General features: G+C 43.3%; 8 protein-coding genes and 2 tRNA genes. 9 read left to right on the top strand and 1 reads right to left on the bottom strand.

Annotated elements, in window-relative coordinates; translation table 11 throughout:
- Positions 1-2: 2 nt before the first annotated feature.
- The 6 genes from mutY (at position 3) to ACMXYO_RS00750 (ending at position 3,782) form a co-directional block, all read left to right on the top strand.
- Positions 3-1,052 carry an A/G-specific adenine glycosylase gene (gene mutY / locus ACMXYO_RS00775; RefSeq protein WP_415886532.1) on the top strand — a complete coding sequence of 350 codons (1,050 nt, stop codon included), beginning with the start codon at positions 3-5 and terminating at the stop codon, positions 1,050-1,052.
- Positions 1,053-1,069: 17 nt separating this feature from the next.
- Positions 1,070-1,342 carry an oxidative damage protection protein gene (locus tag ACMXYO_RS00770; protein ID WP_415883099.1) on the top strand — a complete coding sequence of 91 codons (273 nt, stop codon included), beginning with the start codon at positions 1,070-1,072 and terminating at the stop codon, positions 1,340-1,342.
- Positions 1,343-1,405: 63 nt separating this feature from the next.
- Positions 1,406-1,481: transfer RNA gene (locus tag ACMXYO_RS00765), tRNA-Phe, on the top strand.
- Positions 1,482-1,546: 65 nt separating this feature from the next.
- Positions 1,547-1,622: transfer RNA gene (locus ACMXYO_RS00760), tRNA-Phe, on the top strand.
- A gap of 801 nt (positions 1,623-2,423) precedes the next feature.
- Entirely contained in the window at positions 2,424-2,909 is a 486-nt protein-coding gene (locus ACMXYO_RS00755; RefSeq protein WP_415886531.1) for a hypothetical protein, read from the top strand.
- A gap of 93 nt (positions 2,910-3,002) precedes the next feature.
- A complete protein-coding gene (locus ACMXYO_RS00750; protein WP_415886530.1) occupies positions 3,003-3,782 on the top strand; it encodes a hypothetical protein in 780 nt (259 codons plus the stop codon).
- A 429-nt stretch (positions 3,783-4,211) separates the two neighbouring features.
- Here ACMXYO_RS00750 and ACMXYO_RS00745 read toward each other — a convergent pair whose 3' ends face one another.
- Positions 4,212-5,177: a carbon-nitrogen hydrolase family protein gene (locus tag ACMXYO_RS00745; protein ID WP_415886529.1), complete on the bottom strand. Its 966-nt coding sequence runs from the start codon at positions 5,175-5,177 to the stop codon at positions 4,212-4,214.
- Between the two features lie 353 nt (positions 5,178-5,530).
- Here ACMXYO_RS00745 and ACMXYO_RS00740 point away from each other — a divergent pair, with 353 nt between their 5' ends.
- From ACMXYO_RS00740 to ACMXYO_RS00730, 3 genes are all read left to right on the top strand, one after another.
- Positions 5,531-7,072 (top strand): methyl-accepting chemotaxis protein, encoded by a 1,542-nt coding sequence (locus ACMXYO_RS00740; RefSeq protein ID WP_415886528.1) that lies wholly within the window; start codon positions 5,531-5,533, stop codon positions 7,070-7,072.
- A gap of 1 nt (position 7,073) precedes the next feature.
- Positions 7,074-10,073 (top strand): EAL domain-containing protein, encoded by a 3,000-nt coding sequence (locus ACMXYO_RS00735; protein WP_415886527.1) that lies wholly within the window; start codon positions 7,074-7,076, stop codon positions 10,071-10,073.
- A 666-nt stretch (positions 10,074-10,739) separates the two neighbouring features.
- A complete protein-coding gene (locus ACMXYO_RS00730) occupies positions 10,740-13,703 on the top strand; it encodes a transporter substrate-binding domain-containing protein (protein WP_415886525.1) in 2,964 nt (987 codons plus the stop codon).
- Positions 13,704-14,247 lie beyond the last annotated feature (544 nt).

The following is a 14,247-nucleotide window of genomic DNA, read 5'->3' as shown; positions in this document are numbered from 1 at the left end:
TAATGACACCTGATCTATTCGCTAACGCCGTGCTGGAATGGTTTGACCAGCACGGTCGTCACGACCTACCTTGGCAAGAGAAAAAGACCGCATATAACACTTGGATCTCTGAGATTATGCTGCAGCAGACTCAGGTCACCACGGTCATTCCTTACTATCAACGCTTTATCGAGCGATTCCCAACCGTAGAAGCGCTCGCTGCTTCTGAGCAGGATGAAGTCCTGCATCTATGGACAGGTTTGGGTTATTACGCCCGAGCCCGTAATCTGCATAAAACAGCGCAGATAGTCAGCAGTGAACATCAAGGCCAGTTCCCTAAAACGGTCGAAGGCTTGGAAGAACTACCCGGTATTGGTCGTTCTACTGCAGGCGCAGTTTTGTCGATCAGCACAGGTAAGTGGGCTCCAATTCTAGATGGCAATGTAAAACGTGTATTAGCACGCTTTTACGCGCTAGAGGGTTGGCCAGGTACTACAGCGAATCAAAAGCTGCTTTGGCAATATGCCGAACAGAATACACCGCAAGAACGTACGGGTGATTACACGCAAGCGATGATGGATCTAGGCGCCACCCTCTGCACTCGCAGTAAACCATCCTGCTTACTCTGCCCTCTGCAGCATGGTTGTCAAGCATTCGAATTAGGTAAAACCGATCAACTTCCAGCACCTAAGCCGAAAAAGACGATTCCGGTAAAACAAACCTACATGCTGATCTTACAGCAGGATAATCAATCTGAGGTTTTACTCTATCAACGCCCACCGAGTGGTTTATGGGGTGGATTGTGGAGCCTACCTCAAGTTGCAGACCTACGTGACACCTTCAACGAAACCGGTTTGGAGCTAGATGAAGAAAGCATTCAGCTCATGGAGCCTCTGCGTCACACCTTTAGTCATTTCCATCTAGATATCACCCCAGTGAAGGCGCGAGTGAATACCCCTACAGACTGTGTCATGGAAGGGAAGCCTCTGCTCTGGTATAACATAGAGCAACCAGAAAATGTTGGTTTAGCAGCACCGGTTAAGAAACTCTTGCAACAACTAACCAACGCGTAAATTGATTGGAGCAAAACATGAGTCGCACCGTCCTATGCCGTAAATATAAAGAGGAACTTGAAGGATTGGATCGTCCTCCTTATCCAGGCGCTAAAGGCCAGGAAATTTACGACACAATATCCAAAAAGGCTTGGAAAGAGTGGACTGATCATCAAACAATGATCATCAACGAAAAGCACCTGAGTATGATGGACCCATCCACCCGTGAATTCCTGCAAACAGAGATGCAAAAGTTCATGGATGGAGAAGACTACGAGAAGGCTGAAGGCTACGTTCCACCTTCAAAATAGTTTTTTTGTAACAAGTGGTTGACAGTTTTCCGTGAAGACGGTTTAATACGCGCCACTTGAGTTGCCCAGATAGCTCAGTCGGTAGAGCAGGGGATTGAAAATCCCCGTGTCCGTGGTTCGATTCCGCGTCTGGGCACCACTTCCTTAAGAGGCTTGTTAATTCAAATTACAGGCTTTTTTTTGTCTCTGGAAGAACTCAGATATGCCCAGATAGCTCAGTCGGTAGAGCAGGGGATTGAAAATCCCCGTGTCCGTGGTTCGATTCCGCGTCTGGGCACCACTTCTTCTCTTCTAGATTCTCTCTTTAGTTAAATACCCTAGCAAGATTATATTTCGCAGGCGTCATCGAACCTGGTTAGATTATTCGCTTCGCTCACCCTTCGGGCTATCGTCGTTGCACTCCGATGTGTGAATGCCTACGGCATTGATCCGCGTCTGGGCACCACTTCTTTTTCTTCTAGATTCTCTCTTTAGTTAAATACCTAGCAAGATTATATTTCGCAGGCGTCATCGAACCTGGTTAGATTATTCGCTTCGCTCCTTTTCACTCCATAGATAATCTTTTTCCACACCATCATGCATCTACTTAATCTGACAAGAAGGAGAGCTAACGCTATCACTATGTGCCGATCAACCGGCATAAACGCAACTCATACAAACAAGTAGCGTTCAGATACATTACTCCCTGAGCAAAATCTGTCCACATCCATATTTATTGATCTGTACCTGTTGTCAAAAAACAGATTAATCTATTTTTCAATAAGGAAATTTCATTAAAACTATGTGGTGTTTTTCAATTAGCGGTAGTCGCTATTTACGTCTGTTCTTAGGAAACCCTGCATAAAACTAGTACGTTTCACCTTTAAAGGCTTACGCAACCTTGAAAAGTGGGTGAGGATAAAAACTCATTTAGCGGGGTTCTAAAGTAACATTCACGCATAGTTAGTTACTTGATATCTCGATATTTCACATAGCGGCTTTTCGAACAATAGATTAATTTATCGATCGCCGAGAAAGGATGAGCTTTACTCCCTATGCTACCTAATCGTTACCTGGCTTTATTTTTGAAGAGGATTTTTTTATGCAGGTCAATCAGGCTGGCTATATTCAACAAGGACAGAATAGGTCCTCAACATTACCGATAGCAAACGATACTAATTCTAGCGCTCAAGCAACCCATGCTCAGGCGAGCATCAGCCCTGTAGCACATAATGCAGGAAATAACTGGCAGGCAATAGCTGATAAATATGATGTCACCAATATTTCAATGCGAGAACGTGGAGCCATGGTGAATGAGCTAGTGCAGAGCGGTTTTTTGTCTAGCGAGGAAGCTATGATGATGGCTCGACCCTATAAAATTAATGATGAGCCAAACGTTAAGAGGAATTGGTTAGAGATCAGCCAAGGGGCATTAGAGTTTGCAAAGCAAAATGGTTCGCCTGCAAGTACGATAGAACTAATGGAAAAAAATGTCAGCACACTGGCCAAACTAAACCAACTCGGCAGAAACTCTGACCAAAGCTTTGCCAGTCTATTAAAAAGCCTTACTCCAGAAAATAAATACTAAATATCAAGCAGGATAAAGCTGATACTCAGCAAGCAAGACGACAGCACCATTAATTTATTTAAGAGTATCACGGACCTGATAGGACATGATCATATGGAAATTTCGAATCACCACAGTTTGGGCTGGTTGCCGGGTCAGTACGGCCCGACAGCAATTTCAGATAAAGCATCTAAAACTTTTGAGGCTTTGCTGAAAGATCAAATGAAGGCCCAGCAAATTCAAGCATCGTCTGATGCCGGCATCTCAGTCCTTTCAGCTTATGAAAATCAAACAGTAATTTCTTCTCAGAAAACGGCTGATACCACAACTAATACTTCAAATGATGCACTATCCGTTAATGTTGGCGGCATTACAGTACTGGTCTCTGGCCATTCTGCGGACAATAGAGCTGGCATAGGATTTATATCGCAACCAGCAAGGCCTCATCTTCTTACTTCTCAAGGGAGTTTCAAAGAGTTTATCGCAAACAGTGAAGTGGCCGCAGGCATGACCGTTAATGAATCAGTAGCATTAGAAGCTAAGAACATTGGTTACAAAAATGTTAGCCCACATGGCATAGCCTCTGGCTGGGACGTATCTAGAACAGCCTTACCATTGGATAGCCATGATCAAGCTTACAGGGGGCGTGTTGAAGAGTATGCAGAAGTTATCAGCGCAGAGCGTGAGCTCAAGGCGATTTACGGTAACGATATCAAGGTTGTTTACAGCGGCGCTGACAATGAATACGTTATGCTGACAAAAGATGATTTTGGCTATGAAGATGCAGATTCTACGGAGTCCGCAGTTTCTACCATTTTGGAGAGTGTCCGCAATGGAAGCCTGGATCGAGATGCCGTTAAGGATATTCTGGATCGGTTCGGTTACCAGATCTAGTATAGTGGTCAAATTCACTATGCCACTACAGTATGCATGTCTAGAAGAGGATAGGAATATCCCTTTTTACACTGACCGGAAATGATTTATCGTCAGAGCGACCTACCTGTTTGGCTCTACAGAACGTACTAAAATATGATACAACCGAACGTCTCTCCGCCATAGCCCAGATGGTATTCTTGGTTCATGATCTAATCTAGACAAGTGTATTGTTATCCACAACAAAGACCTGAGCTTAGTTAAAACCGATTTATAGAAAAACTCTCTGGTCAGATCAGCAGGAATAAGCACCCTATTAGGGGAAGCTAGGTGCAATTAAGAAAGATTTCAACCTGCTGCTATTTCCAGTATTTCTAGCAAATAGCTGCAATATCTAGCTAAATGCAATTGCTTTTACAGGGATTGAAAATCCCCGTGTCCGTGGTTCGATTATTCGCTTCGCTCACCCTTCTGGCTATCGTCGATGAATTTAATAGGTGGCTTGTTGCCTCTGTCTACTTCAAGATTGAATATATCTGGACGGTTATAGTGGCCCGATACATCCAGTGCTTTACGTGAACGACGAGCATCTTCTAAATCAATATTTGCAAACAAAATCTCTTTTTTTTGATGCAATGGACCCGCAAGCACACCACCGAAAGGTTTGATAACAACCGCATCACCAGGGTTTATCCATTCATCTTGATCAAAAAGGGAATCACGCTCAGGAAAATCATCTGGAATATCGGATCCGGTCATAGCCGTCGCTGTACTTAGAACCCAGCACCCACCTTCTCGAGCAATATGATGCATGGAGGAGACCCAAATCTCTCCACTGTCCCAAGTAGGCGCAATATATATATCGATATTCTGAGAAAACAGAGCATAGCGCGCCAGTGGCATATAGTTTTCCCAACAAATTAAAGCCCCCAACCTACCGTATGGAGTCTCTACAACCTTAAGCCCAGAAGCATCTCCCATACCCCAAACCATTCTTTCAGGATTTGTGGGCATCATTTTTCGGTGATGATTGAGTATTTTTCCATCAGTCCCGATTACGACTACCGTGTTATAAAGTGTGGTACCACTATACGTTGTATCTCTTTCATTCATGCCCATCACAACGACCATATTATGCTGGCGCGCTGATTCACAGAGAGGATCTAAATCACCAGCCTGGATATCAACCGAGTTTTCTCTCAATTTCGCATGTATATTGTTACCTAAAGCCATATCTTTTCCTGGGCTGAGTCGCCATATCCAAGTTGGATAACCAGGTAAGTACGCCTCTGGGAAAATAATAATATTCGTATCACTATTTGCCGCTTCTTCTATCGTTTCCAAAGCCCTTGCTAGTGACGCTTCAAGGTTCAACAAAACAGGCGGCTTTTGGGATATCGCTACTTTGATACTCATATTTTTTCTCCACACAGGGTGACTAGAATAAGCGTAGCCCAACTGAATCAGTTTCCCATTCTTTATGTTTATGACACTGACTACACCCATTCTAAAATCCATACAAAAACTAGGCAGTTCACCTATTTTCGTTTTATTTATAAGCAAAAGCTCAAAACATGCACAACACTTGTGCAGCGCGACATCAGCAATACCTTTTTAAATAAGAACGGATAGCCATTTTATTATGCACCGCAAAAAACTGACGCAGAGCAATTACTCAATAAACGAAGGACTTTATAATTGTTCGATTTCATTGCTCACCCAGCAAACAAACCGACCAATCGGACTGGCGCATAAATAAGAGGCTGTACATGAACTGTACCGGTATCGAAAAGAAGTATCCTGAAGGCGTACGCCTGATATCCACCACCAACTTGCAGGGTGTTATCACTTACGCTAACCCTGCGTTTTGTGAAGTTGCGGGTTATCACGTTGATGAGTTAATAGGCAAAAATCACAGCATCGTTAGACACCCAGATATGCCGCCGGCAGCCTTTGGTGATTTATGGGTTCATGCCAAAGATGATCGCCCTTGGATGGGTTTAGTAAAGAACCGTTGTAGAAATGGTGACCATTACTGGGTACAGGCTTATGTTACGCCGCTGTTTGATAAGCACGGAAGCAAAATCGGTTATCAATCCGTAAGGACCCGACCAACTGATGCCCAAATCCAACGTGCTGAAGCCGTTTATACTAAACTGCGCACTAAAAAAGTCAGCATAAAACCATACAGTCTATCTAGCCGACTAATGATCACAGGCCTGATGGCTTTCCTTTGTGCTCTAGTCTCTGTATTTCTTCCGCTGTCTGATTATATGCAAGCAGGTATCATCGCTGCGATTGCGTTAGCATTTATCTCATATCAGGCAGTTATTCTAAAACCTCTAAAACACCTGAAAGATAACGCTGTAGACGTCTATGACAACGCACTCGCTCAATACGTAATGTCAGGTCATATGAATGAGGTGGGATGTGCGGATATGGCTAATTTGATGCTTCAGGCCCGCCTCAGAACAGTAATAGGCCGCGTCCAAGACAGTATCACCACTTTAACCCAATTTATGGATGAAACCCTATCCTCAATAGATCAAACCTCTAATGGTATAGAAAAACAAAATCTAGAAGCCGATATGCTGGCCAGTGCCGCAACAGAGATGTCGGCAACAGCCCATGAAATAGCACAAAACACCTCGCAAACATCCCATGCCACGAGTCAAACTGCTGATCTAGCGGATGGCGGTAAAGGTATTGTAGAAGAAATGATTGGCGGCATTAGAGATCTGGTCGGGGAAGTAAGGCTCGCAGGAGAATCTTCCGGAGAGCTCAAAACTAAAGCTCAAGCCGTCGAACAAGTCGTCGACATCATTACAGGAATCGCAGAACAGACCAATTTACTGGCCTTAAACGCAGCAATCGAGGCCGCGCGTGCAGGCGATCAAGGACGAGGATTCTCTGTAGTTGCCGATGAAGTTCGTACTCTGGCGCAACGGACACAGGAATCCACCACCGAGATTAGATCTACCATCGAAGCGATCCAAAATCAGGTATCTGAAACGGTTCATGTTATGGAACGCTGTGGCAGCCATGCAGAAGCCAATATCCAACGTGCAGAAGGGGTTGGACAATCATTTGATGAAGTCAATGCGGCCATGCTCAATATAACGGATCTCAGCACCCAAGTAGCGGCTGCATCTGAGGAACAAAGCTCTGTTGCAGATGAAGTAAGTAGAAATATTGAAAGCATCAGAGATGTAACCTCTGAAAACCATGCCGTCGCTAAACGTATGAAAGAGTCATCTGTTGAGCTTACAAACCTTGTGACGGATCTGAAATCGATGCTTCAGGCTATTTGATATGGATACACAATTGCTGCTTCTACTCACCACCGCATTTTTGCTGTTGGTTGGAGGAATAACTTTCTACCTTTTTAAGGTAAAAGACGATAGTAAAGCTCGTGATATTAACTATCAGAAAGCCCTCCATTCTTTGGATTCCATTATATCCATTGGTGATAGACGCAGCGATTTAGCCTATTTGCAGAAATGCCTTTCCGAATTTGGTTTGATGTTCAACGCACGTCAGGTTTGGCTTAATTACTCTCATTGTCCAGATATCTTCCTCGATGAAGATTGCAAAGCACTTGAACTAGAGCATCCAGAAATACTGCCTTATGTATTAAAAAACAAACGTGATTTTTTGAAGCTTTATCCTAAAACAAGCAACAAACATCTACTCAGTTTGCCAATCATTTATAATGATGATATCCCTGTTATTTTCTCTCTGGAGCTAAAAGAACGGCCGTCCAGAGAGCAAATTGTTCTTGCACGCTCTTTGGCTCTAGCAATATGGCAAGGCATGAGGAAGAAACACCGTAATAAGCGTATTCATGAACATGAGGTATTTCTACGCGCAGCAACAGAAAAAGGTAATGTCGGCCTATTTGATTGGGACTTACAAAGTAACTCAGTTAAGTTTTCCGATGTATGGTTAGCACAACTGGGTTATATGCCCGGAGAATTTGAGCATAATATTTCTGAGTGGCGCTCCAGTATCCACCCTGCCGATCTTCAAAATACTGAAGACTATATTAAAAATTGCTTAGCCAAGAAATATCAGAATTTATCTTTAGATTACCGTCTTACGCATAAGAACGGTCATATTCTGTGGATGAGAGCACAAGCTTCAGTTTTTTATACTGACCTTAATGAAGCTTATCGTATTGTCGGCGCACATATTGATATCAGTGCCGAGAAAAAAGCTGAAGAGATTTTAATCACCGAGCGAGATCAAGCCCATCGTCTAGCAACCCGTAATGATACAATCCTTGAAAGTATCAGTGACGGCATTGTTGAACTAGATGCTGAAGGCAAGCAGATCTTTGTCAACAAGGCCGCAACGGCAATCTTAGGCTATTGCACGGATGAACTAATCGGACATTCCATCCAGGATACTTGGTATCGCACTAACCCAGTAAGGGAAAGCCTGATTAAAAGCAATTCCAGTATAGAGAGTACGTTATCAACTGGGGCGTCCTTATCTTCCGATGATTGGTTTATCAAAGACAATGGTGATTGTATTCCGGTGCATCGAAAAGCTGCTCCAATCATCACTAACGGTGAAATTACTGGCGCAGTGATCTCATTTTTTGATATTAGTAAGCAGATCGCTGATCACCGTTCTATCAAGCTTTCCGCAGCTGTTTATCAGAACACTGCTGAAGGGATCATGATCACAGATGCTGACAACAAAATTGTTTCCGTAAACCCTGCGTTTGAACGCATTACTGGTTATTCCAGTCAAGAAGCAGTGGGCTTAGGTCCAGAGTTACTCGCATCTGAATTAACGCCCCGTAAAACTTATACCGATATGTGGAAGGGCATTTCCGAACGTGGCAGCTGGAAAGGTGAGATAGTAAATAAACGTAAGGACGGTACTCACTTTACCGAACTACTTTCAATCACCACACTTGAGGATGATTTTGGCCACCAATATTATGTTGGAGTGCTAAATGACATCAGCCAAGTTAAGCAGGCACAAGAACAGCTAACCCAGCTCGCTAATCATGATCGCTTAACCGGTATTCCCAACAAGTTTTTCTTTGAAAGTCTGATAGATCACTTATTACCTAAAGATATGCGTCGTAAACGCAAATCAGCTCTGCTCTATCTGGATTTAGATCGTTTTAAAAATATCAACGATAGTATGGGCCATGAATACGGCGACCAACTAATTATCGATTGTGCAAAGCGCCTCTCAAGCCAGATTCGTGACATGGATTATTGTGCCCGAATTGGCGGGGATGAATTTGCTGTATTTGTCGATGATTACGACAACGAAGACGAAATCTATACCTTGGCAGAGCGCTTAATTAAAACGATTTCAGCACCCTATAACCTAGAGGGCTGCACATCCTACATTGGTTTGAGTGTTGGTATCGCGTTCTCTCCTAAGGATGGTAGGAATTTAGACGAACTTAAACGGGCCGCAGATGCAGCTCTCTATCAGGCAAAAGCAGACGGCCGCGGGGTTTATAGAACCTACTCTTCCGAAATGTCTGATATGGCTAAAGAAAGGCAAGAGCTGGAAATTCTTCTGCGACAAGCCATGCAAGAGCAAGAGCTGAAACTACACTATCAACCTCAGGTAGATATCACCACGGGGAATACCATCGGTTATGAAGCCCTTGCACGATGGGAACATAAAGAAAAAGGTTATATTTCGCCAGCTCAATTTATTCCATTGGCTGAAGAAACGGGTTTGATTTCGGACTTAGGTAAATGGGCCCTCAATCAAGCTGCTAAGCAGCTTAGAAACTGGTTGGATACTGGTGTCGAAACTAACTATATCGCGGTGAACATATCAGCCCTTCAACTTGCTCGTACTGATCTTGTATCAGACGTAAAAGCGGCAATTACCAAATATGAAATCCCAGCAACAATGCTCGAACTAGAAATAACAGAAAGCTTCTTGGTCCATGACCCCCAGAAAGCAGCTGTAGTATTAAGCGAGCTCAAAGAATTAGGCGTGCGGGTCTCCATCGATGACTTTGGAACAGGCTTCTCGTCTTTAGGTTATATAAAAGACTTACCATGCGATTGCATCAAAATTGATCAAAGCTTTATTCGTTCAATTACAGAAAACGAAAGTGACAAATCATTGGTCAAAGCGATTATTGCTATGTCTCAGGGCCTAGGCTTAGGGGTAATTGCTGAGGGTGTGGAACACTTAGAGCAGGTTGAGATGTTAAAAGATCTAGGCTGCCAAGTTGTCCAAGGCTGGTATTACAGCAAACCTCATCCTCCTGAGTATTTTTTACCTAAAAATAAAAAGCACCCGAAACTGTTTGCTGCTTAATTTCTCTCTGATAGGGCTTTCTGGGTCACCTTTAAGCCCTCCTATCTCAAAACCATCGCCCCACCTCTTATTGATCTAAATCAAATATCCACTCTTATCACAGCCAAAATAATTGTAACAACCAGATTCTGCGAGTAATTTTTGTTAGTGCTTCGTGTCAGATCCAAGCATACATATCACAAGATCATATGTGACAGTGTCATAAAAATAATAACTAGACATACACTAGGATTAGCCAAATATGTTAGAAGGCTTAAACAATTTTCCACTAGCGGGACTCATAACTCTAGGTGCTATTCTCCTTTTAGGTATTTTGTGGCTTGCTATGAGTTTTTTTAATAAAGAAAACAACTGGCAACAAATATTTTGCCCTGAAGACCGGAGCACATGCTTTTGCCGCAGCTGCCGTGAAGAAAGGGGGAGCAATGAGTAACCCCGTGAATGAACCGGACTAATATTAGTCACCCAACACACAGCCGAGAGGGAGCATGTACCAATCCCGTTCGCTCTTGGCCTGATACCATTCCACTATAACCCGTGCCCCCCCCAGTCCCCCAAGTATGGCTCAAAGAATCGTTAAAGAAGTAGGCAATTTCAAACCTTGTCATTTAATGATATAGATAGAGTCCCAATACAATAACAATATAAGTTTTAGGGATTATCTTCGTGTTACGGCAGACATCATTTTTCACCTTTCTTTTCTCATTAGTCATACTTACATCCAGTTTTTTTGTTCAGGCGAATGAGATACCTCTGACACAGGAAGAGAAAACTTGGCTGCTCAACCATCAGAAAATTCGAGTCCATAACGAAGTAAGTTGGGGGCCTTTTAACTACCACGAATTCGGTCGCTCTAAAGGCTATTCTGTTGAATTCATGAACCTTCTAGCAGAAAAGCTCGGCATAGAAATTGACTACGTAACTGGCCCTACTTGGGGTGAATTTCTAACTATGCTAGATCATAAAGAGCTTGATGTGATGCTCAATATCATCAAGACAGATGATCGCAGCAAATACATCCTCTTTACCGATCCCTACGTCAACAATCCATCTGGAATTGTTGTTAGAGATGATAACCGCACAGTGCGAGATCTAAGAGATCTGAATGGCCGTGTCCTCGCTATCCCTAAAGGCTTCTTCTACCAAGAGATTATTGAAAAGCATTTTCCGGGTATTCAGCTGTTACTACTTAAAGATCAAGTAGATAGCCTTAAAGCTGTGGCATTTGGTCGGGCCGATGCCACCATGGGCGGAATTGCTGTACAAAATCACTTAATTCGTAAACACCTAATGAGTAACCTCAAGATAGTTGGCGGTATTGATGACCCCCGCTTTGCCAATCTGTTACGCATAGGGGTACGAGATGATTGGCCTATCTTTCGCTCTATTATGCAAAAAGCGATTGAGTCAGTTACCAAAGAGGAGAGAGATCGGCTAAGCCGTCGCTGGCTAGAAGGCGGATTACAAAGAACACAGGCTCTCCATCTAGATAAAGAAGAACAAGAATTCCTCGCGGCTAACCCTGTCCTAAGGGTACATAACGAAATGGCCTGGCCCCCTTTCAATTACAACGAACAAGGCAAACCGAAAGGCTTTTCTATCGATGTCATGAACCTAATTGCCAAGAAAACCGGTTTTAGGATCAAGTATGTCAGTGGTCCAAACTGGAATGACTTCTTGGCAATGACCCAAGAACGTGAATTAGACATGATGCTCAATATCGTCAGTACCGCTGAGCGTCGTAAATATATCCGTTTTACCCGCCCCTATGCAGTCAATCCGAATGTTATTGTCAGTAAGAAAAGCGCTAAATTCGAATCTATTGAAAGTCTATTCGGCAAAACAGTGGCTATACCAAAAGGCTTTTTCTACGAAGAGATCCTGACCAACGAATACCCACAAATCAAGCAACATCTGGTAACCGATGCCATCGAAAGTCTGAAAGCCATCTCTATTGGTAAAGCAGATGCGGCACTAGGTGAAGCTGCTGTTTTTAACCACCTTATCGCTAAAAACTTGATGAATGACCTCACCGTATCGGGTGAGGTAGATGTAGGCAAACCTGATCTCGCCAATCTACGCATTGGTGTTCGATCAGATTGGCCTATCCTGCAACGAATTATGGATCGTGCCATTGAATCCCTTACCAGAGATGAAGTCGCTGCTATTTCTCAGCGCTGGATGGGCAACGAGAACTATGTAGCTAGACCTGGTAGTGGCCTTAGCCTAACGGCCGCAGAAAAAGCCTATTTAGAAAAGCAGCCTGGCATAACATTCTGTGCCAACCCAGATTGGATGCCTTTAGAACAGATCGGATCAGGAGGGCGTCACGAAGGCATGGTTGCCGACTATCTGAATTTAATGGCCGATCGGATTGGTATAGGCATGACAATGCTACCAACAGAAAGTAGCCAACAGTCCCTAGAATACGCCCAGAATAGACGCTGTGACATCATGTCTGCTGCCTTCGAAACTGCTGAAGCTAAACGACAATTAAACTTCACCAAGCCCTACCTGCGCTTACCTTTAGTTATTGCGATTCAAGAAGACTCTCTATTTGTTGACGGCCTCAAATCACTCAAAGATAAAACCATCGGGGTCCCTAAAGGCTACGGTTTACTTAACAAACTCCAGCAAGATTACCCTAAGATAAATATCATTGAAGTTGACAGTGTCGCTGACGGTCTACGGATCGTAGAAGAAGGTAGAATTTTCGGCTTGATCGGGGCGATCGCTCCCGTTGGCCATGCTATTCGTAAACACCGCTTCCTAAATTTAAAAATAGGAGGCCGTCTAGATGAGGACTGGAAACTGGCAGTCGCAATCCGTAACGATAGCCCAGAGCTTCTTTCCATGTTCAACAAGGCTACAGAATATATAACCGAAGAGGAGCACTCCAAAGTATTCCAACGCTGGGTATCGGTTAAATTTGAGCACGATGCCAATTATGAGTTGATCTGGAAACTCGTATTTGCGGCTTTGTTTATTATCACATTAATCACTCTATGGAATTGGAAACTATCCCGACTGAATAAACAGCTGAAATCAGAGATAAGCCTACGTGAGGCTGCTGAGCAGCAATTGAATCAGCTCAATGAAAAACTCAATAGTAAGAATACTGAGCTATCTATCCTGTCGACAACCGACACTCTTACTGGCTTAAACAACCGTCTACACATTGAGCTACTTCTGGAAGAAGAAATTTTCCGACTTCAACGCTTCAAGCACCCGCTGTCTATTTTGCTATTGGATGTTGATCTATTTAAAAAGATAAATGACCAATACGGTCACCTCTGTGGGGACGCAGTCCTGAAGAAATTCGCCCAAATACTGCGAGAGAACACTCGTAAAACAGACAAAATCGGTCGCTGGGGTGGTGAAGAATTTATGATTCTTTTGCCTGAAACAAACGCACAAATGGCTTACCGCTTAGCAGAAAAACTTCGTACCGCCATCGCAGCAGAAATGTTTGAAGAGGTCGATCAAGTGACCGCTAGCTTCGGCTTGGCTGAAGCAACCATTGATCACTCACCCAGGGAGTTAATTCAAATAGCTGATGCTGCACTGTACGAGGCAAAAGAAATGGGACGCAACCGAGTAGTTAACGGTACTAACGTCGAAAATGCTTGAATAGTCAGAAGGTTATTTGCAATTGTAGAAAAACCTTAAGGGTTATAGGCAGTATAACGTACAGCCATCTGTTTGTTACTGTCTATATAGCCTGTCTCTTTCTGCCTAGATCTTATCTAGCGCCTTTCTGGTCTACCGAAAAGCCCATAAAACTTCTGACCCCAATTTTAAGCCGGGCATCACTACTTTCGACCCCATTTATTCCTTGAGCCCTAGTACAATTTTATCTAGTATGAATATTCAAATATGACAGTTTTATTACAGAAGACTCTAATATTTAAAGCTTAGAAAGGTAAGGTCACTCTATTGCTCAAAAGTCAGAATAACCCATTCTTGATACTGATATGCTTACTGTTGCTCTCAACAGAAGTGCTTTCTGCCTTTTGTATATGCCAAACACTTACACAATCCGATAACACATACGCCGCCCCTCACTGCAAGCTTAATATTCATAATAACCACCGCTCAAATGTGGCACTTGAAAATCATTTTGATAACTTGCAACTCGATGACATTCCCACTTCCACATTGCTGTACCAACCCA

Source organism: Neptuniibacter sp. QD37_6 (genome assembly GCF_047778085.1).
Taxonomy (GTDB): domain Bacteria; phylum Pseudomonadota; class Gammaproteobacteria; order Pseudomonadales; family Balneatricaceae; genus Neptuniibacter.
The sequence above is the reverse complement of the archived record's forward strand: the minus strand, read 5'-3'. Positions and strand labels throughout refer to the sequence as shown.